The organism is Terrabacter sp. R4-6 (genome assembly GCF_057529065.1).
Genome location: NZ_CP197224.1, coordinates 594,380 through 615,284 on the forward strand (window position 1 = coordinate 594,380; position 20,905 = coordinate 615,284).

General features: G+C 71.7%; 20 protein-coding genes. 8 read left to right on the plus strand and 12 right to left on the minus strand.

Features of this window, described 5'->3' with window-relative positions:
* Nucleotides 1–36 precede the first annotated feature (36 nt).
* From ACSSS0_RS02810 to ACSSS0_RS02820, 3 genes are read right to left on the minus strand one after another with little or no spacing between them, the layout of a single operon-like run.
* A complete protein-coding gene (locus ACSSS0_RS02810; RefSeq protein WP_435985415.1) occupies nt 37–819 on the minus strand; it encodes a TSUP family transporter in 783 nt (260 codons plus the stop codon).
* Nucleotides 816–1,565, minus strand: coding sequence for an HAD family hydrolase (locus ACSSS0_RS02815; RefSeq protein WP_487229983.1), 750 nt, complete (start codon nt 1,563–1,565; stop codon nt 816–818). Before ACSSS0_RS02815 ends, ACSSS0_RS02810 begins: the two co-directional genes overlap by 4 nt.
* Nucleotides 1,562–3,340, minus strand: coding sequence for a proline--tRNA ligase (locus tag ACSSS0_RS02820; RefSeq protein WP_487229984.1), 1,779 nt, complete (start codon nt 3,338–3,340; stop codon nt 1,562–1,564). Before ACSSS0_RS02820 ends, ACSSS0_RS02815 begins: the two co-directional genes overlap by 4 nt.
* A 439-nt stretch (nt 3,341–3,779) precedes the next feature.
* Between ACSSS0_RS02820 and mmsA the strand changes: the two genes are divergently transcribed.
* The 5 genes from mmsA to ACSSS0_RS02845 all read left to right on the plus strand — a co-directional run bounded on the left by mmsA (nt 3,780) and on the right by ACSSS0_RS02845 (nt 9,760).
* Nucleotides 3,780–5,321, plus strand: a complete 1,542-nt coding sequence (mmsA, locus tag ACSSS0_RS02825) for a multiple monosaccharide ABC transporter ATP-binding protein (RefSeq protein ID WP_487231178.1) — start codon at nt 3,780–3,782, stop codon at nt 5,319–5,321.
* A gap of 65 nt (nt 5,322–5,386) precedes the next feature.
* Nucleotides 5,387–6,685 (plus strand): multiple monosaccharide ABC transporter permease, encoded by a 1,299-nt coding sequence (gene mmsB, locus ACSSS0_RS02830; RefSeq protein WP_435985412.1) that lies wholly within the window; start codon nt 5,387–5,389, stop codon nt 6,683–6,685.
* 130 nt (nt 6,686–6,815) lie between these two features.
* Nucleotides 6,816–7,919, plus strand: a complete 1,104-nt coding sequence (locus ACSSS0_RS02835) for a substrate-binding domain-containing protein (RefSeq protein WP_487229985.1) — start codon at nt 6,816–6,818, stop codon at nt 7,917–7,919.
* A gap of 113 nt (nt 7,920–8,032) precedes the next feature.
* The gene (locus tag ACSSS0_RS02840; protein ID WP_487229986.1) at nt 8,033–8,836 is read left to right on the plus strand and encodes a methyltransferase domain-containing protein; all 804 of its coding nucleotides are present in this window, start codon (nt 8,033–8,035) and stop codon (nt 8,834–8,836) included.
* A 69-nt stretch (nt 8,837–8,905) separates the two neighbouring features.
* Nucleotides 8,906–9,760: a GNAT family N-acetyltransferase gene (locus ACSSS0_RS02845; protein WP_487229987.1), complete on the plus strand. Its 855-nt coding sequence runs from the start codon at nt 8,906–8,908 to the stop codon at nt 9,758–9,760.
* A gap of 4 nt (nt 9,761–9,764) precedes the next feature.
* On the opposite strand, the gene ACSSS0_RS02850 is transcribed toward ACSSS0_RS02845, so the two are convergent.
* The 5 genes from ACSSS0_RS02850 to ACSSS0_RS02870 form a co-directional block, all read right to left on the minus strand.
* A complete protein-coding gene (locus tag ACSSS0_RS02850) occupies nt 9,765–10,175 on the minus strand; it encodes a DoxX family protein (RefSeq protein ID WP_487229988.1) in 411 nt (136 codons plus the stop codon).
* Between the two features lie 31 nt (nt 10,176–10,206).
* Nucleotides 10,207–11,052, minus strand: a complete 846-nt coding sequence (locus ACSSS0_RS02855) for a GNAT family N-acetyltransferase (RefSeq protein ID WP_435985407.1) — start codon at nt 11,050–11,052, stop codon at nt 10,207–10,209.
* 91 nt (nt 11,053–11,143) lie between these two features.
* On the minus strand, nt 11,144–11,875 hold the full coding sequence (locus tag ACSSS0_RS02860) for a nucleoside/nucleotide kinase family protein (RefSeq protein ID WP_487229989.1): 732 nt from the start codon (nt 11,873–11,875) through the stop codon (nt 11,144–11,146).
* A gap of 1 nt (nt 11,876) precedes the next feature.
* Nucleotides 11,877–13,037 (minus strand): flavodoxin-dependent (E)-4-hydroxy-3-methylbut-2-enyl-diphosphate synthase, encoded by a 1,161-nt coding sequence (gene ispG, locus ACSSS0_RS02865; protein ID WP_026863740.1) that lies wholly within the window; start codon nt 13,035–13,037, stop codon nt 11,877–11,879.
* A gap of 128 nt (nt 13,038–13,165) precedes the next feature.
* The gene (locus ACSSS0_RS02870) at nt 13,166–14,512 is read right to left on the minus strand and encodes a M50 family metallopeptidase (protein ID WP_487229990.1); all 1,347 of its coding nucleotides are present in this window, start codon (nt 14,510–14,512) and stop codon (nt 13,166–13,168) included.
* A 238-nt stretch (nt 14,513–14,750) separates the two neighbouring features.
* On the opposite strand from ACSSS0_RS02870, the gene ACSSS0_RS02875 reads away from it, so the two are divergent.
* Nucleotides 14,751–15,608 (plus strand): hypothetical protein, encoded by an 858-nt coding sequence (locus ACSSS0_RS02875; RefSeq protein WP_487229991.1) that lies wholly within the window; start codon nt 14,751–14,753, stop codon nt 15,606–15,608.
* Nucleotides 15,609–15,677: 69 nt separating this feature from the next.
* Here ACSSS0_RS02875 and dxr read toward each other — a convergent pair whose 3' ends face one another.
* From dxr to ACSSS0_RS02890, 3 genes are all read right to left on the minus strand, one after another.
* Nucleotides 15,678–16,883, minus strand: coding sequence for a 1-deoxy-D-xylulose-5-phosphate reductoisomerase (dxr, locus tag ACSSS0_RS02880; RefSeq protein ID WP_487229992.1), 1,206 nt, complete (start codon nt 16,881–16,883; stop codon nt 15,678–15,680).
* A 34-nt stretch (nt 16,884–16,917) separates the two neighbouring features.
* Complete coding sequence (locus tag ACSSS0_RS02885; protein WP_435985402.1) at nt 16,918–17,439, minus strand: pyridoxamine 5'-phosphate oxidase family protein; 522 nt, start codon at nt 17,437–17,439, stop codon at nt 16,918–16,920.
* Between the two features lie 65 nt (nt 17,440–17,504).
* Nucleotides 17,505–18,860: a hypothetical protein gene (locus tag ACSSS0_RS02890; RefSeq protein WP_487229993.1), complete on the minus strand. Its 1,356-nt coding sequence runs from the start codon at nt 18,858–18,860 to the stop codon at nt 17,505–17,507.
* 73 nt (nt 18,861–18,933) lie between these two features.
* Here ACSSS0_RS02890 and ACSSS0_RS02895 point away from each other — a divergent pair, with 73 nt between their 5' ends.
* Nucleotides 18,934–19,419 (plus strand): guanyl-specific ribonuclease, encoded by a 486-nt coding sequence (locus ACSSS0_RS02895; protein ID WP_487229994.1) that lies wholly within the window; start codon nt 18,934–18,936, stop codon nt 19,417–19,419.
* A complete protein-coding gene (locus tag ACSSS0_RS02900; protein ID WP_487229995.1) occupies nt 19,416–19,763 on the plus strand; it encodes a barstar family protein in 348 nt (115 codons plus the stop codon). Before ACSSS0_RS02895 ends, ACSSS0_RS02900 begins: the two co-directional genes overlap by 4 nt.
* A 100-nt stretch (nt 19,764–19,863) precedes the next feature.
* Here ACSSS0_RS02900 and ACSSS0_RS02905 read toward each other — a convergent pair whose 3' ends face one another.
* On the minus strand, nt 19,864–20,880 hold the full coding sequence (locus ACSSS0_RS02905) for a DnaB-like helicase C-terminal domain-containing protein (RefSeq protein ID WP_487229996.1): 1,017 nt from the start codon (nt 20,878–20,880) through the stop codon (nt 19,864–19,866).
* Nucleotides 20,881–20,905: the final 25 nt, after the last annotated feature.

Here is a 20,905-nt window from a genome sequence, read left to right on the forward strand (position 1 = left end):
CGACCGGACGCCACCGGACGCGACCGGGGCGACCCGTCAGGGCCACCAGCCGAGCAGGCTGCCGCCGATCTTGACGATGAAGGAGGTGACGACGACGACGAAGATGGCGCGGACGAAGCCACTCCCCTTCGCCACGGCCGTGCGCGCCCCGACGTAGCCGCCGAGCAGGTTGGCCCCCGCGATGACGACGCCGACCTTGAAGAGCACGAGGCCCATCGGCAGGAAGACCGTCAGGGCCCCGAGGTTCGTCGCGAAGTTCGCGATCTTGGCCTTGGCGCTCGCCTCGAGGAAGTTGTAGCCGAGCAGGCCCACGAGCGCGAAGACGAGGAAGCTGCCCGTGCCCGGCCCGAGCGCGCCGTCGTAGACCCCGATGGTGAAGCCCGTCAGCATCGCGAGCACGGTGTGCCTGGCGCCGTGGAAGCGCCGGATCGACTCCTTGCCGAGGTCCGGCTTGAAGAGGGTGTACGCGCCGACGAGGACGAGCAGCACGAGGATGATCGGGTTGAAGGCCGACTTGGGGATGTGCAGCCCGATGAGCGCCCCGCCGATCGACCCGACGTAGGCGACGGCCGCCATCGGCAGTGCCGTGCGCAGGTCGGGGCGCACGCGCTTGTAGAAGGTGACCGAGCTCGTCGCCGTGCCGAAGATCGAGCCGAACTTGTTCGTCGCGAGCAGCTGGGCCGGCGACGCACCGGGGAGGCCGATGAGCAGCGCCGGCAGCTGCACGAGGCCGCCGCCACCGACGACGGCGTCGATCCAGCCCGCGACGAACGCCGCGGCACCGAGGAAGGCGAGGGTCGTGACGGTCGGGTCGCTCACGCGTCCGCACCGTCGGCGCGGGCGTTCCAGGACTCGACGATCGTCAGCACGTCGGTGATCTCGTGCGCCACGGCGTCGGGGGTCGCGTCGTGCGAGACCTGCTGGTCGACCGGGATGCTCGAGTGCGGCACCCAGATGGCGCGCATGCCGACCCGCTGCGGACCGTGCACGTCTTCGTAGGACCGGTCCCCGACGTAGGCGCACTCGGCAGGCTCGACGCCGGCCTCACGGGCTGCGTGGGCGAAGATCTCGGGCTGCGGCTTCACCCACGGGGTCTCGCTGGAGTAGACGTCGACGTCGACGAGGTCGAGCACGCCGTCCCGCTCGAGGATCGAGCGGTGGTAGTCGCGGTCCCAGAGGGTGTTGGACAGCACGCCGACGCGGATCCCCCTCTCGCGCAAGCCTTCCCACAGGGGGCGGATGCCCGGTGCCGTGATCGTGTGGGGCTCCCACATCGTGCGGTATGCCGTGAGCGCCTCCTCGGCGCCCGGGTGGCCGTCCGTGACGCCCACCGACTCGAGCAGCTCGTGCAGGCGCGCGCTGCCGCCGCCGGTCCGGCCTCGCTTCCACGCCGCGTCCTCGGCGCCGCAGATGGCCGCGACGAACGCGGCGTGCGCGTCGCCCGTGTGACCGAGCCCGGCGGCATACGCCCCCCACGTGGCGTGGAAGTCCACCTCGTGCCACGGCGTGATGGTGCCGCCCCAGTCGAAGAGGACGGCCCGCACGGGCGGGACGGCCGGCGTCACGAGCGCTCGACCTCCGCGGTGACCTCGGCGGTGAGGGCCGCGACGGCGTCGTCGACGGCGACCTCACGGCGCTCGCCGGTGCGACGGTCCTTGATCTCGACGGTGCCGTCGGCGAGGCCCCGGCCGATGACGAGGATGGTCGGGACGCCGATGAGCTCGGAGTCCTTGAACTTCACGCCGGGGCTGACGCCCTTGCGGTCGTCCACGAGGACGGTCAGGCCCTGGACCTCGAGCTCGCGGGCGATCTCCTCCGCCTTGACGAAGAGAGCCTCGTCCTTGCCGGCCGCGACGATGTGGACGTCGGCCGGAGCGAGCTCGCGCGGCCAGATGATGCCCGACTCGTCGTGGTTGCCCTCGACGACGCAAGCCACGGCCCGCGAGACGCCGACGCCGTAGGAGCCCATGACGACGGTGACGAGCTTGCCGTTCTGGTCGAGCACCTTGAGGTCGAGCGCCTCGGCGTACTTCGTCCCGAGCTGGAAGACGTGACCCATCTCGATGCCGCGGGCCGTCGACAGCGTGTGGTCGCAGTTCGGGCAGGCGTCACCGGCGCGCACCTCGGCGGCCTCGATGATGCCGTCGGCGGTGAAGTCGCGGCCGGCGACGAGGTCGATGACGTGCTGGCCCGCGACGTTGGCACCGGTGACCCAGCGGGTGCCCTCCGCGATCCGGGGGTCGAGGAGGTAGCGGATGCCGGTCGTTCCCTCGAGCCCGAGCGCGCCGGGGCCGATGTAGCCCTTGACGAGCGCCGGGTTGGCCGCGAAGTCGGCCTCGGTGAAGGCCTTCACCTCCGCCGGCTCGACCTGCGCGCCGAGGCGCTTCTCGTCGACCTCCCGGTCACCGGGCACGCCGACGGCGAGCGGCTCGCGGGTGCCGTCGGGCTGGACGAGCGTCACGACGACGTTCTTGAGGGTGTCCCCCGCCGACCACGGACGGTCCTCGCGCGGGTAGCGCTCGTTGAGGTGGGCGACGAGCGTGTCGATGGTCGGGGTGTCGGGGGTGTCCTCGGCGTGCGCGGCCGGCACGCCGTCCCAGCCGACGGGGTCGGGAGTGGGCACGCGCACGGCCTCGACGTTGGCGGCGTAGCCGCAGCTCGTGCACCGCACGTAGGTGTCCTCGCCGACCTCGGCCGTCGCGAGGAACTCCTCGCTCTTGCTCCCACCCATCGCGCCCGCCATCGCCTCGACGATGACGTAGTGGAAGCCGAGGCGGTCGAAGATGCGGACGTAGGCCTCGCGGTGCAGCTGATAGCTCTTGTCGAGCCCCGCGGCGTCGACGTCGAAGGAGTAGCTGTCCTTCATGACGAACTCGCGGCCGCGCAGCACCCCGGCGCGCGGACGTGCCTCGTCGCGGTACTTCGTCTGGATCTGGTAGATCGAGAGCGGCAGGTCCTTGTAGGAGCTGTAGAGGTCCTTGACCGTGAGGGTGAACATCTCCTCGTGGGTCGGGCCGAGGAGGTGGTCGGCGCCCTTGCGGTCCTGGAGGCGGAAGATGTTGTCGCCGTACTCGGTCCAGCGGCCCGTGGCCTCGAAGGGCTCCTTGGGCAGCAGCGCCGGGAAGAGCAGCTCCTGGGCGCCGATGGCGTCCATCTCCTCGCGGACGATCTTCTCGACGTTGCGCAGCACCCGCAGGCCGAGCGGCAGCCACGTGTAGACACCGGGGCTGACCCGGCGGACGTAGCCGGCGCGGACGAGCAGACGGTGGCTCGGGACCTCTGCGTCCGCCGGGTCCTCACGAAGGGTTCGCAGGAACAGGGACGACATGTGCAGGGCCACCGGGACTCCTCGAGTGGAACAGGGTGCACCCCGCGCCACGAGGGGCGCGGGCGGGTGCGGAACCCCGGCAGGATATCGGCCGCCCGTGATGTCCCGTTGGCCCGTGTCCTGTCCACTTCCCGTCCTGACCGGACAGGAACCGGTCACGGGCTTGACCGACGAGGAGCCCCGCGTGTTCAGTGAGCCTGCCGGCTCGGCGCCGTGCTCGAACTCGTCCAGACATCGTGACGTCCTTGTGACAACACGACGGGGTGTTCGGCCACGCGCACCTGAACGGTGAGGAAGAATCGGGGAGGGCGTCCGCGCCTCACGAACACCACAAAGGAGTGTTGACGACCAGATGAGCGACCCCTCCATCCCGGCTCCTGGATCCTCGGGTGCGGACAGCACCGGAGCCGCGGCCGCCCCCGCGAACCCGGCCGGCAGCGTCATCCTCGAGATGCGGGACATCACCAAGGAGTTCCCCGGCGTCAAGGCGCTCTCGAACGTCTCCATGGCCGTCCGCCGCGGAGAGGTCCACGCGATCTGCGGAGAGAACGGCGCCGGCAAGTCGACCCTCATGAAGGTGCTCTCCGGCGTCCACCCCGCGGGCACCTACGACGGTGAGATCCACTTCGAGGGCCAGCTGTGCGAGTTCAACAACATCCGCGACAGCGAGCACGCCGGCATCGTCATCATCCACCAGGAGCTCGCGCTCATCCCGGAGATGTCGATCGCCGAGAACATCTTCCTCGGCAACGAGACGGCCAAGAGCGGCGTCATCAACTGGCTCTCCACCCGCGTCAAGGCGCGCGAGCTGCTGGCCCGCGTCGGCCTCGAGGAGGAGCCGGACACGAAGATCCGCGACATCGGCGTCGGCAAGCAGCAGCTCGTCGAGATCGCCAAGGCGCTGTCCAAGGACGTCAAGCTGCTCATCCTCGACGAGCCGACCGCCGCGCTCAACGAGGGCGACTCCCAGCACCTGCTCGACCTCATCGCGGGCCTGCGCTCCAAGGGCGTCACCTGCATCATGATCAGCCACAAGCTCAACGAGATCGAGCAGATCGCCGACTCCATCACCATCATCCGCGACGGCAAGTCGATCGAGACCCTCCGCGTCAAGGAGGACGGCGTCGACGAGAACCGCATCATCCGCGGCATGGTCGGTCGCGACCTCGAGTCCCGTTTCCCGGACCACACCCCCGAGATCGGCGAGGTCTTCTTCGAGGTGCGCGACTGGACGGTGCGCCACCCGAGCGTCCCCGACCGGCTCGTGGCCAAGCACAGCGACTTCTTCGTCCGCCGCGGCGAGATCGTCGGCTTCGCCGGCCTCATGGGTGCCGGCCGCACCGAGCTCATGCGCAGCCTCTTCGGTCGCTCCTACGGCACCTACGTCGAGGGCACGATCGTCAAGGACGGCAAGGAGCTGCGGCTGCGGACCGTCTCGGACGCCATCGACGCCGGCCTCGCCTACGTCACCGAGGACCGCAAGACGCTCGGCCTCAACCTCCTCGACGACATCAAGCGCACGACCGTCTCGGCACGGCTCTCGCGGATCACGCGCGGCTTCGTCGTCGACGAGCGTGAGGAGTACAACTTCGCCGAGTCCTACCGGAAGTCCTTGCGCACCAAGGCCCCCAACGTGGACGAGGGAGTCTCGAAGCTCTCCGGAGGCAACCAGCAGAAGGTCGTGCTGGCCAAGTGGCTCTTCACCGAGCCCGACCTGCTCATCCTCGACGAGCCGACGCGCGGCATCGACGTCGGCGCCAAGTTCGAGATCTACGGGATCATCCAGAAGATGGCCTCCGAGGGCAAGGGCGTCATCCTCGTCTCGTCGGAGCTCCCCGAGCTGATCGGCCTGTCCGACCGCATCTACACGATCGCCGAGGGCGCGGTCACCGGCGTGCTGTCCCGTGAGGAGGCCGACCAGGAGTCGCTGATGCGACTCATGACCCGGCGCACCCACGGCGGCTCCCAGGCGACCACGCGCGAGAGCGCGTGACCGGCGCCGCGACGCCGGACCCGACACCTCCCCCATCCACACCCGACACAGCCAGGACTGCACCCATGGACAAGGTCAAGAAGATCTTCGGTGGCGACACCCGTCAGCTCGGCATGATCTTCGCCCTCGTGGCGCTGATCATCTTCTTCCAGATCTGGACCGGCGGGCTGACGCTCACGCCGGACAACGTCATCAACATCTTCCAGCAGAACTCCTACATCCTCGTGCTCGCCATCGGCATGGTGCTCGTCATCATCGCCGGCCACATCGACCTCTCCGTGGGCTCCGTCGCGGCGTTCGTCGGCATCTGCGTGGCCATCGCGATGCGCGACTGGGGCCTCAGCTGGTGGATGGGCATCATCTTCGGCCTCGCCATCGGCGCCCTCGTGGGTGCCTGGCAGGGTCTGTGGACGGCCTACGTCGGCATCCCCGCCTTCATCGTGACGCTGTCGGGCATGCTCCTCTTCCGCGGCGCGAACCAGTACGTCGGCAAGTCCAACTCGGTGCCGGTCTCCGAGGACTTCCAGGTCATCGGCGGCGGCTACCTCCCCGAGGTCGGGCCCGACACCGGCTACAACAACCTCACCGTCCTCATCGGCCTGCTGCTCGCCGTCGGGATCGTCGTCGGCAGCCTCCGCAGCCGTCGCGCCCTCGTCAAGCTCGGTGCCGAGGTCGAGGACGCCTGGGTCATGTGGGTGCGGCTCGCCCTCATCTGCGCCGCGATCATCGGTGCGACGCTGCTCTTCGGCTCCGGCCGCCCCGGCACGTCCTTCCCGATCTCCGGCATCATCCTGGCCGTCCTCGTCCTGCTCTACGGCTTCATCTCCAACCGCACCGTGATCGGCCGCCACATCTACGCCGTCGGTGGCAACCGCCACGCGGCCGAGCTGTCCGGCGTGAAGAGCAAGAAGGTCAACTTCCTCGTCATGATGAACATGTCGATCCTGGCGGCACTGGCCGGCATGATCTTCGTGGCGCGCTCGACCGCCTCCGGCCCGTCCGACGGTGTCGGCTGGGAGCTCGACGCCATCGCGGCCGTCTTCATCGGTGGCGCCGCCGTCACCGGCGGTGTCGGCACCGTCGTCGGCTCCATCGTCGGAGGCCTCGTCATGGCCGTGCTCAACAACGGCCTGCAGCTCAAGGGAATCGGCGCCGACGCGACGCAGATGATCAAGGGCCTCGTGCTCCTCGTCGCCGTCGCCTTCGACGTCTACAACAAGTCGCAGGGCCGGGTCTCGCTCCTCGGGATGCTGACCCGCAACTTCCGACGCGGCGGCACCGACGACGACTCGGCCGCCCCGCCCCCGCCCTCCGCGGCCACCGAGACGACCCCCGTCTCCGAGACCATCCGTCAGTCCAGCTGAGCCTGCGGCTCGCCCGACCAGGACCCTCCTGAGACCCACCCAAGACCCACCAAAGACCCGGTCAGGGCGCCCGCCCGCGACCGAGATGGATCCGCGCTCCGCCCGGACGCGATGAGAGGAAAGAGAGCACATGCGTACCTTCACCAAGGTGCTGGGCGTCACGGCTGTGGCCGCCCTTGTTCTGACCGGTTGCGGTCGGAGCAGCGACACCGGCACGACGCCGGGCGCATCGAACGGCGGATCCGCTGCGGCGGGCTTCCCCGCCAACGCGGTCATCGGCGTCGCCCTGCCGCAGAAGACGTCGGAGAACTGGGTGCTCGCCGAGCAGCTGTTCAAGGACGGCCTGTCGGCAGCCGGCTTCCAGGGCGACGTGCAGTTCGCCAACGGCGGCGTGTCGGAGCAGCAGAACCAGATCCAGGCCATGGTCACCAAGGGCGCGAAGGTCATCGTCGTCGGCGCCATCGACGGCTCGCAGCTGGGCACCCAGCTCAAGGCCGCCAAGGACGCCGGCGCGACGGTCATCGCCTACGACCGTCTCGTGAAGAACACCGCGGCCGTGGACTACTACGTCGCCTACGACAACTTCAAGGTCGGCGAGCTGCAGGGCCAGGCCCTGCTCGACGGCATGGCCAAGAAGAAGCCGAACGGCCCGTACAACATCGAGCTCTTCGCCGGCTCGCCCGACGACGCGAACGCCCAGGTCTTCTTCGACGGCGCCATGAAGGTGCTCCAGCCGAAGATCGACGACGGCACCCTGAAGGTCACGTCCGGCCAGAAGGACTTCAACCAGGTCGTCACCCAGGGCTGGAAGGCCGAGAACGCCCAGAAGCGCATGGACACGCTCCTCGCGGCCAACTACACGAGCGCGGCGCTCGACGGCGTCCTGTCGCCCAACGACACGCTGGCCCGCGCGATCATCACGTCGGTCAAGGCGGCCGGCAAGCCCGTGCCGATCGTGACCGGCCAGGACTCCGAGGTCGAGTCGGTCAAGTCGATCATGGCGGGTGAGCAGTACTCCACGATCAACAAGGACACCCGCAACCTCGTCAAGGAGACCATCGCCATGGTCTCCGCCCTCCAGAAGGGCCAGGCCCCGACGGTCAACGACACCAAGTCCTACAACAACGGTGTCAAGGTCGTCCCGGCCAACCTGCTTCCCCCGGTCATCGTGACCAAGGAGAACGCAGCCGAGGCCTACGCGAACGACCCGACGCTGGCCCCGCTCACCAAGTGAGCTGAGACCGTTCGGTCAACCACCTCGGTGAAGGCCCGCCCCGTCCTGGGGCGGGCCTTCGTCGTGCGTGGACGCCGAAGCCGTGCACCACGCTCGAGGCGTAGCGTCGCGCCATGGCGGACGTCTACCTCCACGGTCACCAGGCGAGCGTGCTCGCCTCCCACGGCGCGCGTACCGCCGCCGACTCGGCGGCCTACCTGCTCCCCCACCTGCGCGACGGCCTACGGGTCCTCGACGTCGGCTGCGGGCCCGGCACCATCACGCTCGACCTCGCCGCCGCCGTCGGCCCCTCGGGCGAGGTCGTCGGCATCGAGAACGTCGACGGGCCCCTCGAGCGGGCTCGCGGCCACGCCGCAGCGCGGGGTGACGAGCGCACCCGGTTCGAGCGCGCCGACGTCATGGCACTCCCGTATGCCGCCGCGTCCTTCGACGTCGTCCACGCGCACCAGGTGCTCCAGCACCTCACCGACCCCGTGGGTGCCCTGCGCGAGATGGCGCGGGTCGCGCGTCCCGGCGGCCTCGTCGCGGTGCGCGACGTCGACTACGCCTCGATGGTGTGGCATCCCGCCTCCGAGGCGATGACCCGCTGGCTCGAGCTCTACCGTCGTCTCGCGCGTCTCAACCACGCCGAGCCGGATGCCGGCCGCCACCTCGTCGCCTGGGCGCACGCCGCCGGTCTCCCCCGGCTCACGCCGTCGGCCTCGCTGTGGAGCTACACGACGCCCGAGCAGTGCGCCTGGTGGGGCCGCGCGTGGGCGCGGCGCACGCTCGAGTCGACCTTCGCGACGCAGGCCCTCGAGCGCGGGCTCGCGACGGCCGACGAGCTCGCGGAGATCAGTGCCGCCTGGCAGGACTGGTCGACGCACCCCGACGCGTGGTTCGCGATGACCCACGCCGAGGTCCTCGCCCACGTCTGACACGTCCACGGCCCGGGCCACTCCGGAATCCGGTCGCGGTCACCGGGCGTGCTTTGCGAGAGTTGCCGTATGCCGCGCTCCTCCTCCACCTTCACGCTCGTCACCGACGCCGCCGCGGCACGGGCGCGCTTCGCGGACCTCGTGGCGCGCGAACCCGAGGCGCTCAGCGTCATCGCGAGCGTGACGGAGGGTCTCGTCGCCGACCCGAGCCGCTATGCCGGGCCGCGCTGGTGGGCGGTCACTGACGCGTCGGGTGAGGTCGTCGGCGCCGTCATGCACACGCCTCCCCACCCGGTGCACATCGCGCTCGCCACCGTCGACGAGGCGCGTGACCTCGCAGCGCTGCTCGCGGACCAGGACGACGCGCTGCCCGGCGTCGGCGGCCAGCGAGGACCGGCCGAGGCGTTCGCCGCCGAGTGGGTCGCGCGCACGGGAGCGACGTCGAGGGTCGCCATGGAGGTGGGTCGCTACGACCTGCCCGCCCGTCCGCACGTGCCGTTCGTGGTGAGCGGGTCCTTTCGGCTCGCGGACGGCACCGACATCGAGCTCGTCGACCCCTGGCACCAGCAGTTCGTCGACGCGATCGAGGGCCAGGGTCGGGTCGTCCCGTCGCTCGACCGACACGTCGCGGACGGGCGGGTCGGTCTCTGGGAGGACGCCGGGCGCACGGTGTCGATGGCGTACGCCTCCCCCGCCAGCGGCGGGGTCACCCGCATCTCGGGCGTGTGGACCCCGCCGGAGCTGCGCGGGCACGGCTACGCGAGCGGCGTCGTGGCAGCCCTCAGTGCCGCCCGTCTCGACGCGGGCGAGGCCTGCATGCTCTACACCGACCTCGCCAACCCCACGTCGAACGCCATCTACGGGGCGATGGGCTACCGCCGCGTCGGTGACAGCATCAGCATCGCCTTCGGTGAGCGAGCCTGACGCCTCAGCGCACCACTCCCCCGGCGCGCAGCGCCGTGCGGATCATCGGCCACTGGAGGGGCAGCCGCGCGACCGTCGCGGCGAGGTAGCCCTGCCGCTTCGCGTCGTCCGGCTTGCGGTCGAGCCGGCGCTTGGCCTGGCCCGTCATCGTGACGTTCGCCGGGAAGACCGCGACGAGGAGGGCTGCGGACGCGAGACCGGCCACGCGGCGCGTGCGAGGGATGAAGAGCCCTACCGCGCAAGCGATCTCGAGGGCGCCGGACGCATACACGAGCGCCCGACGCGACGGCAGCTGCTTCGGCACCATCGCCTCGAAGGGCTCCGGCTTGACGAAGTGCATCGTCCCCGAGGTGAGGAAGAGGCCGGCCAGGGCGATGGCGTCCTTGCCGAGCGGGGCGTTCGTCGCGGTCTTCATGAGCCCACCCTAGGCCGGGCGCCCGAGGACGCTAGAGCAGCACCGTGGTGAACGACCCGACCTCGCGGAAGCCGCAGCGCTCGTACGTCGCCCGGGCCGCGACGTTGAAGTCGTTGACGTAGAGCGACACCTCGTCGGCCAGGCCCGACAGCACCTGCTCGACGACGCTCGCCATCGCGGGCACCGAGAGCCCCTGTCCCCGGAGCCGAGGGTGGAGCCACACGCCCTGGACCTGGGCGCAGCCGAGCGCGAGTGAGCCGACGTCGGCCTTGAAGACGACCTCGCCGTCCTCGACCTTCACGAAGGTGTGGCCGTTGCGGATGAGGGCCGCGATGCTCGCCCGGTAGCCGCGGTCGGAGCCGAAGTAGGGCGGGTAGCCGATCTCCTCGGTGAACATGTGCGCCGCCGCCGGCAGGACGAGGTCGACCTCGTCGAGTCGGGCCGGCCGGACGCCGGGGTCGAGGGTCATGCCGAGAGCCGACGGACGCGTGCGCGTCGTCAGCAGCGGCTGGTGGGTGCGGATGGCGCGAACGGGCCCCCACGTCGGGCCGAGCCGGTCCCACAGGCCGACGACCTGTCCGCTCGGTCCGAAGATCGAGGCGCACTGACGGCGCATCCTGCTGATCCGCGACGCGACGGCCGCGACGCCGTCGTCGTCGAGCTCGACGGGCACGACGTTGGCACTGACCCACGCGAGGCCGCGCAGCTCTCCGTCGCCCCAGTGCCCGAGGAGGGCGCCCGGGGACGTGCGCAGCGATCCCTCGGCGATGCGGGCGGCGACGAAGGCGTTGGCCACCCGGTCACGCGCGCACACCTCGAGGGCGGCGTCGTGGTCGGCCACCGACAGCGGTCGCACGGGGAGGCGTTGGCGGAGCACCTCCCAAGAGTGCCCGCCCGCGGGCCGGGTGTCACCCCGGCGCGCCTCACGAACCCGTCACGACCCGGTGACGGCGGTGCCGGGCCGGCTCTCAGCGTCCGGTGCCGAGGACGGGCCGCTCGAGGTCGGTGTTGTCGAGCACCCAGGTCGCGCAGGCCCGCGGGTCGGCCGCCGCGAGGTAGAGCCGCTGTCCGCCGACGTAGCGGCGGTTCGCCTCCGCCTCCGGGTCAGGGTCGTGGCCCTCTCCGAAGCGAGCGTTGCCGCGTGGCACGGACACGGCGAAGGGCACGTCGACCCACACCGCGCCGTCCCAGACGTCGGCGAGCTCAGGACGCTGGAGGAAGATCCCGTCGACGAGGAGGACCGTGTCGGGCCCGACAGCCACGGGGTCCGGGTGCACCGGCCGGTCGGCGTCGACGTCGTTGACCGCGGGGGTGACGGGGCGGCCCGCACGGAACGGCTCGATCACCGCGCGCCGGAACGCGGCGTAGTCGTAGGAGTCCTCGTAGAACGTCTCGGGCCCGCGACCCCGCGCGATGCGCTGGGCCCTCGGCCGGTGGAAGCCGTCGATCGAGACCCGGAGGACGTCCCTGGCGCCGTCGACCGTCCCGGTCACCTCGGCGAGCTGGTCGGCAAGGACCGTCTTGCCGGCGCCGTCGAACCCGTCGACGGCCACGGCCACGCGCTCACCCGGCCGCAGCGCGACGACACGGTCGGCGAGGTCCCGCAGGACGGCATACCGGAGTGACGTGCCGGGCCCTCGCGAGCTCGGGCGTGGCTCGTCCCCGGCTCCACTCGGGGTCGAGGGAACGGGCGGACGCACCTCAGCTGACGGTGACGCTCGGGGCTCCGGCCGACTCCTCGTCGACCGGCTCGCCCATCTCCTCGGCGAGACGCATGGCCTCCTCGATGAGCGTCTCGACGATCTGCGCCTCGGGCACGGTCTTGATGACCTCACCCTTGACGAAGATCTGGCCCTTGCCGTTGCCGGACGCGACACCGAGGTCGGCCTCGCGGGCCTCCCCCGGGCCGTTGACGACGCAGCCCATGACGGCGACGCGCAGCGGCACGGTCATGCCCTCGAGGCCGGCGGTCACCTGGTCGGCGAGCGTGTAGACGTCGACCTGGGCGCGGCCGCACGACGGGCACGAGACGATCTCGAGCTTGCGCGGGCGTAGGTTGAGGCTCTGGAGGATCTGGATGCCGACCTTGACCTCCTCGACCGGCGGGGCCGAGAGGGAGACGCGGATCGTGTCGCCGATGCCGCGCGAGAGCAGCGCGCCGAAGGCCGTGGCCGACTTGATCGTGCCCTGGAAGGCGGGGCCGGCCTCGGTGACACCGAGGTGCAGGGGCCAGTCGCCGCGCTCGGCGAGCAGCTCGTAGGCGCGCACCATGATGACGGGGTCGTTGTGCTTGACCGAGATCTTGAAGTCGTGGAAGTCGTGCTCCTCGAAGAGGCTCGCCTCCCAGACGGCCGACTCGACGAGCGCCTCGGGCGTCGCCTTGCCGTACTTCTCCATGATCCGCTTGTCGAGGCTGCCGGCGTTGACGCCGATGCGGATGGAGACGCCGGCGTCCTTGGCCGCGCGCGCGATCTCCTTGACCTGGTCGTCGAACTGGCGGATGTTGCCGGGGTTGACGCGCACGGCCGCACAGCCGGCGTCGATGGCCGCGTAGACGTACTTCGGCTGGAAGTGGATGTCGGCGATGACCGGGATCTGGCTCTTGCGGGCGATCGCGGGCAGCGCATCGGCGTCGTCCTGGCTCGGGCAGGCCACGCGCACGATGTCGCAGCCGGAGGCCGTCAGCTCGGCGATCTGCTGGAGCGTCGCGTTGATGTCGGTCGTCGGCGTCGTCGTCATCGACTGCACGGACACCGGGAAGTCGCTCCCGACACCGACCTTGCCGACCTGGATCTGGCGGGTCTGGCGCCGCGGGGCGAGGACCGGTGGGGGCAGGGGCGGCATACCGAGGGAGACGCTCATGTCGCCATTATGTCCCGCCCCACCGGGCCGGGAGCCGGGGAGGTGACACTCCCGGCCCCCAGGGGCCACGACCCGGGTGCGTATGCCGTCCGGCGGGCCCCGGCGCCCGGCGCCGGGGCGTACCCGGCTCAGCCGAAGAGCTTGATCGGCTTGACGATGTCGGCGTAGATGAGCAGCACCGACATGGTGATGAGCACGAGGCTCATGCCGTAGGCGATGGGCAGCCCCTTGGCGACGTCGACGAAGCCGGGGTCGGGGCGATGGCGCAGGCGCGCCCAGCCCCGCTTGACGGCCTCCCAGAGGGCCCCGGCGACGTGACCGCCGTCGAGCGGCAGCAGCGGGATGAGGTTGAAGACGAAGAGCGCGAGGTTGAGCGAGGCGATGAGCAGGATCAGCTGGGCGAGCTTGACCCAGTTGCCGCCCTCGTCGGCCGGGATGTCGAGGGCCGCGACCTCGCCGCCGATGCGGCCCACGCCGACGACCGAGATGGGCCCGTTGGGGTCGCGCTCCTGCGTGCCGAAGGCGGCCTGGACGACGCCCGTCATCTTCTCGGGGATCTTGACGATGATCGAGGCGGTGTCGACGAGGCGGTCCCAGACGAAGCCGGGCGCCTGGGCGACCGGGGTGCGGACGAGCTCCTGGCCCGGTGTGATGCCCGCGAAGCCCATCGAGGCGAGGACGGGCTTGCCGTCCTTGGCGACCGGGTTGCCCTGGTCGTCGTAGGTGGCACGCTCGAGGACCGCCGGCGTGATCGAGATGGTGACCTGCTGGCCGCCGCGCTCGACGACCCACGACATCGTGGCACCCTTGCTGTCGCGGATGGCCGCGGTCACCTGGTCCCACGTGCTGACCGCCTTGCCGTCGACGGAGAGGATGCGGTCGCGCTCCTGCAGTCCCGCGGCCTTGGCCGGCGCGACGGGGTCGCCGGGCTTGCACTCGGGCTGCGGCACCTGCAACGTCGGGGCGGTCGTCGGCACGCACGCCGAGAGGAGCCCGACCTTGGGGGCCACCTGCGGCAGGCCGTAGAGCGTGATGACGCCGGTGATGAGGACGAACGCGATGATGAGGTTCATGACCGGCCCACCGAGCATGATGACGATCTTCTTGCCGGGGCTCAGCTTGTAGAAGACGCGGTCCTCGTCGCCGGGCTTGACCTCCTCCATCGAGTCCGCGCGCGCCTGGTCGACCATCTGGCTGAAGCGGCCGGTCGAGAGGGTGCGCAGCTCGCCCGGCTTGTCACCGGGGCGCGGCGGGAGCATGCCGATCATGCGGACGTAGCCGCCGAGCGGGATCGCCTTGATGCCGTACTCGGTCTCGCCCCGCTGGCGCGACCAGACCGTCGGGCCGAAGCCGACCATGTACTGGGTCACCTTGACCCCGAACTTCTTGGCCGGCACGAGGTGGCCGATCTCGTGCAGCGCGATGCTGAGCGCCACACCGACGACGACGACCAGGACCCCTAGGAAGAACAGCACCCCTCCATTGTCACATCGACCCCCCACCAAACCCGAGTCGATGTATCAGCGCACGCTCCAGGCCGCGCGGATACATCGATCCGGGACGCGTCCACAGCCCCTGCCGACGGACCTCGGTCGTCCACAGCCGGGGGGGCCGGGGCGGACGGCGACCCGGCGATGGCTCGATGGTGGTTCGGTGGAGAGAGAGGCACGCCGCCGCCTGGCGGCAGAGCTCGCCGAGCCAGCGGATGGCGTGGTGTCCAGGGCGACGCTCGCGGCCGCGGGCATCAGCCGGCACGACGTCCGCTACGAGGTGGACGCCGGCCGCTGGCGCGCGCACGGGCACCAGACGGTGGCCGTGCACAACGGCTCCTTGGGTGTCGTGGCGCGCCGGTGGTCAGCGGTCTTCGAGACGGGGGTCACGATCGCCGCGGTCGACGGCGTGACGGCACTCCAGCACGCCGGGCTCACCGGCTTCGTCGACGACCGGATCCACGTCTCGGCGGTGCACAACCACAACACCGAGCGGCTTCCCGGCGTCGTGGTCCACAAGGTGATCCGTCGCGTGAGCGGCGAGCTCGTCCTCGCCGGTCTCGCGCGGACCCGTCCGGCGGTGGCGGCGGTCCGCGCCGCCCACTGGGCGAGCTCCGACCGTCAGGCCGCCCTGATCCTGCTGATGACCGTCCAGCAACGGCTGACGACCCCACGCCGGCTCGCCGCGGCGCAGCGCCTCGTCCGCGGGCGCACACGGAGGGCGTTCATCCGTGCCGTCGTGCGCGACATCGCCTTCGGTGTGCAGAGCCTCGGCGAGCTCGACTTCGCGCGCCAGTGCCGGAGCCGCGGACTGCCCGAGCCGTCTCGCCAGGTCGTGCGCCAGACGCCGGGCGGGCGCATCTACCTCGACGTCGCCTGGGACGACTACGACCTCGTCGTCGAGATCGACGGCGCACAGCACCGCTGGGGAGCCGCCGTCACCGGCGACAACCTGAGGCAGAACGACGTCACCCTCTCCGGCGAGCGCGTCCTCCGGATCGACGTCATCGGCTTCCGCCTCGAGACCGACCGCTTCCTCGAGCAGGTCGAGCGCGGCCTCCTGCAGCGCCGTGCCGCCTGACGCGGATCCCCCCTCCGGGTCGATGTACCAGCGCACGCAAGAGCCCGCGCAGATACATCGAACCGGCGGTCAGGGGGTGGGGACCATCCTGCGGGCCTGGTCCCTCGCCCAGGCGTCGGCGGCGAGGACGTCGTCGAGCGTGAGGTCGGTGACCCGGGAGGCCGGCTCGGCGGCATACGCGTCCACGACGTGCGCCACGGTGTCGACGATGTCGACGAAGCCGATGCGGCCCTCGTGGAAGGCGTCGACCGCGACCTCGTTGGCGGCGTTGTAGACGGCCGGCCACGTGCCCCCGACCTCCCCCACCCGGCGGGCGAGGGCGACCGCGGGGAAGGCGTCGTCGTCGAGCGGCTCGAACTCCCACGACTGTGCACGCGTCCAGTCGACGGGGACGTCGGCGTCGGCGATGCGCTCGGGCCAGCTCATCCCGAGGGCGATCGGCACGAGCATCCGCGGCGGGCCGGCCTGGGCGATCGTCGAGCCGTCGACGAACTCGACCATCGAGTGGATCATCTGCTGCGGGTGGACGACGACGTCGATGCGGTCGAAGGGGATGTCGAAGAGCAGGTGGGCCTCGATGACCTCGAGCCCCTTGTTGACGAGCGTGGCGGAGTTCGTCGTGATGACGCGGCCCATCGAGAAGTTGGGGTGCGCGAGGGCCTGCTCGGGCGTGACGTCCGCGAGCGCGGCGCGCGACCGGCCGCGGAACGGGCCACCGCTGGCGGTGACGACGAGCCGACGCACCTCGTCGGCGGTGCCCCCGCGCAGGCACTGGGCGATCGCGGAGTGCTCGCTGTCGACGGGCACGATCTGGCCGGGGGCCGCGAGCGCCTTGACGAGTGGGCCGCCGATGATGAGCGACTCCTTGTTGGCGAGCGCGAGCGTCGTGCCGGCGCGCAGCGCGGCCAGCGTCGGCTCGAGGCCGATGGCACCCGTGATGCCGTTGACGATGAGGTCGGCCTCGCGGGCGGCGAGCGTCGTGCTGGCCTCCGGGCCGACGAGCAGCTCGGGGTCGTATGCCGTCACGCCCGCCGCGTCGCAAGCGCGCGCGAGCGCCGCGGCGAGGTCGTCCTGCGTCCCGCTCGCCACGGCCACGACGGGGACGCGGAGCGCGACGGCCTGCTCTGCGACGAGGTCGAGGTTGGCGCCGGCGGAGAGCCCGACGACCTCGAAGCGGTCGCGGTTGCGCTGGACGAGGTCGATGGCCTGCGTGCCGATCGAGCCGGTCGAGCCGAGCAGGACGATGCGGCGGGGGCGCGTCGAGGTGTCAGTCACCCCGGCATTCTCGCGCAGGCCGCGGCCCCGCGGGTCAGGCGGTCACTCCCCTCGCCCGGAGCAGCTCGTCGCGCTTGAAGGCGTAGGCGACGGCCCAGGTCATGCGCAGGCGGTACATCCGGATGTCGTCGGCCCAGGTCCACGGGCTGCTGCCGTAGTGCGCGGTCCAGTGGGCCTCGACCTCGTCGCGCTCCGGTCCCGGGGGCATGAGGTCGGCGTACCCGTGGCTGAAGAGGGCGAGGTCCTCCCCGTCGACGTGGGCGACGCTGACCGCCGGGCGCGTCTCGAGGTGCTTCGCCTTGGCCGACGTGCCTGCGGTGCTGAACGTCCACGTGCCGTGGAGGAAGTGGCCGTCGAGGGCGCTGATGCGCGGCTCGCCCGCCGCCGTGACGGTGGCCACGGAGAGCACCTTCATGCCGGTGAGCAGCGCGACGAGCTGCTCGGCGGTGAGGGTGCGGTCGTCGTCGATGATGCTGCGCAGGTGGCCGGACGCCCTGGCGTGCGAGGCGTCGAGCAGGTCCTGGAGCGCGGCTGTCTCGTCAGGTGTCTCGAGCATCCTCCGACGCTAGCGCCGAGCGCCGACGCCGGACCTGATCGTCCTTGCTGTCCTCGCCGGCGACCTCACCACCACGTGGCCTCGCTCGCGGCGTAGAAACCGTCGTCGGTCCACAGCTGCCACGGCCCGACGTCGTAGCCGGCGGCGGGCGCCGCGACGTGCGGGGGCGGGAGCAGGACGCTCGACGGGACGGACGGGCGGGCGCCCGCGGCTGGGGCGGCGCCTGGCGCGGCTGGCGCGGTCGGCGCGGCAGGCGCGGCAGGCGCGGCAGGCGCGGCCGGTGCCGGGCCGAGCGATGCCACGGGTGCGTGGGGCGTCGGCGCGCCGGTCGGGGGCGGGAGGTCCGGCAGCTGCCCCGGCGGCAGGAAGCCGGTGCTCGGGTCACGCTGCGGGGCGACGCCGGCCTCGGCGAGGTTCTTGACGACGGCGAGGCGGGTGGCCATCAGCGCCGCGATCCCGGAGCCGTCGACGACGCGTCCGGGCCCGGCGGGCAGCCAGCCGGTGAAGGTCTCGGTGAGACGGGCGCCCCCCTCGCAGGGCTCGACCGTCGTGACGACGTCGGCCTCGTGGGAGGAGGTCAGGTCCCGCTCGACGGTCCGTCCGGGCTCGGACGCCGGGGCGACGAGCGAGACCGAGCCGGCCCGTCGCCCGTCGTCGTGGCGGTGCACGGCGAGCACGTGCTCGCGTCCGGGCTCGTCGGCGAGCTCGAGGCGCACGAGCTGCTCGAGGGAGGGCTTGAGCAGCTGCTCGGACGCCGGCTGCTCGAGCAGCTCCCGGAGCCGGTCGGGGGCGACGGCGACCTCGATCGAGGCGGTCTCGTGCACGGGCAGGACTCCGGGACCGCCGGCCGTGGCGACGCCGTGTCCGACGAAGCCGCTCACCATCGCGTCCTCGACCGGCCCGTCGGACGTCGGGTCGGTCGTCCGGCTGCGGGGCGTCCCCTCGACGTCGGCCTTGAGCCCGAGCAGTGCCCGCGCCATCCAGGCCCGGGCGAACTCCGCCACGGGGTCGGTGGGCGCGAGGCCGTCGAGCCGCTGGGCGACGACGCAGCCGTCGTCGAGCGGCTCCACCGTCGTCGTCAGGGTGAGCGCCGTCGCGCCGTCCGCCGACCGGGACACGACCTGGACCCCGTGCTCGACGGCGACGACGGTGCTGAGCCCCACCCAGAGCCGGCCGTTGGACCGCCGCCAGACGCCGGCGAACTCGGGCAGCCCGGCAGGGCCCGAGGCCCGCAGGGCGAGCACCCGCACGCAGTCGACGCCGAGCTCGGCCCCCGGCGCGGGGGCGACGAGGTGCGGCCAGACCTGCTCGGGTCGGCGCTCGACGAAGACCCGGTGGCCCACGTCGCGCGCCACGACCGCGGGTGGCGGTTCGTCACGCCGACCGCCCCGCTCCCCGAAGAGGCCGCGTAGAAGGCTCACGACCGGCAGTCTCCCCCAGCGGCGCGCCGCCGTCAGAGGATTCGGCCATTCCCTCCTCGGGCATGATGACGACGTGAAGACGCTCGGCTCGCGCCAGGTCCTCCTCGGCGTGCTCGCCGTGGCCCTCGTCGTGCTGGCCTGGGTCGTCGTGCGCGCCGCGCAGGGGCCGGCCACACCCGCCGGACCCTCGGCCCGCGACACCACGGCGAGCGGGCCGTCCGCCGGCGGCACCGACGCGACCGGCGGGACCGACGGGACCGACCCCGTCTCGGGGCTGCCGTGGGTCGACGAGTCGGCCCTGCCCACCCAGGCCCGCGAGACGCTGGCCCTGATCCGCGCCGGCGGCCCGTTCCCCTACCCCCGCAGCGACAACCGGAGCTTCGCCAACCGCGAGCGCCTGCTGCCACCCCACACGAGCGGCTACTACCGCGAGTTCACCGTCGTCACACCGGGATCCGCTGATCGCGGTGCACGCCGCATCATCACCGGCAGCAGCGGCGAGCGATACTGGACCGACGACCACTACGCGTCGTTCAGCCGCATCAGGGAGGGCACGTGACGACGTTCCTGGGCCGGCACAGCGAGGCCGACGACCACATCGCGCAGCTCGTCTGGCTCGGCCACGACGTGCGCGTCGTCTCGGGCGGGGACGACAAGGCCGGAGTGCTCGACGCCTTCGCATCAGGTCTCGACCTGCCCGACTGGTTCGGGCACAACTGGGACGCCCTGCTCGACGCGCTGCGCGACCTCGACGGCGCGCGAGGCGTGCCCGTCGAGCTCGTCTGGGACCACGCCGCAGCCCTGCGCGAGCGTGACCGCGGCGCCTACGACACCGTCGTGGAGATCCTCGAGCAGGTCGCCGACGAGCGCGACGACCTCCACGTCACCGTCATCACCCGCTAGCGGCCGGACGCAGGGCCGGCCTGTGCCGGCACGCCACCCCGCGCGAGACGGCGCGGGCGCGCGGACGCCACGGGACGGCATACGCCATCGGTGGGACGGCTCAGGAGACGAAGACCCGGTCGTCGATGAGCCGCTCGGTGACCTCCTGGCCCTCCGTGTGGAAGCGGCCGTGCTCGAAGTCCTTGGCGAACTCGAGCTCGACGTGGGCCTTGCCGTGGCGGTTCTTCTCGACGCTGACGACCGACCAGCCGCGGAAGCGCTGGATGTTGCCGAGGTTGTAGACGAGGTGCTCGCGCGAGACGACGTCGACCTTGTCGTTGACGATGAGCACGACGTCGGCCTCGAAGGCGAGCGCCGACGAGCCTCGCAGGTCGTGCGTGCGCATCCGGTGGCCGGCGGCGAGCGCCTCCTTGTCGGCGGCCGAGATGGCGACGACGGGCACGCGCGCGGCAAGCGCGAGGTCCTTGAGCCCCTCGGCGACCGCGGTGATCCGCTCGTCCTCCTCGGCACGGTCGGCGGGCACCTTCTGGATGTAGTCGAGCAGCACGAAGGGCGCCTGGCCCGTGGCCTCGGTGACGCGGTCGACCGTCTCGCCGATCGTGGCGAGCGTCGTCGTCGCGCCGGACGACTCGTGGATCTGGAGCCGGTCGCCGTAGCTTCCGAGCGCCGCGAGGGCCCGCTCGCCGCCGGGGAGGCTGCCGAGGACCGAGCCGAGCGAGCCGCCGTGGTCGGCCGTCTCGAGCGCACGACGCACGTCGATGACCCCGGCCACCTCGCCGGCGTCGCCCTCGGCGGCCTCCATCGAGATGAGCCGCTCGAGCAGCGTGTGGCTCTCGTGCTCGTAGGACAGGACGAGGGCGCTGGCGCCGGCGGCGACGACGTTGCGGGCCAGCTGGAGCCCGATCGTCGTCTTGCCGTGGCCGGCCGGCCCGCCGAGCAGGACGAGCTCACCGGAGCGGAAGCCGCCGGTCAGGACGGTGTCGAGGGCCGGGAAGCCCGTCGACCAGACGCGGGCCCCGGCCGGGGACCCTCGTCGGAGCACGTCGTCCGTCTCGCTGAGCAGGGCGCCGAGCGGACGCAGGGATCCCGCGTCGCGGGGGCCGGCTGGTGTCACCATGCGCAGATTGCACCACAGGGTGCCC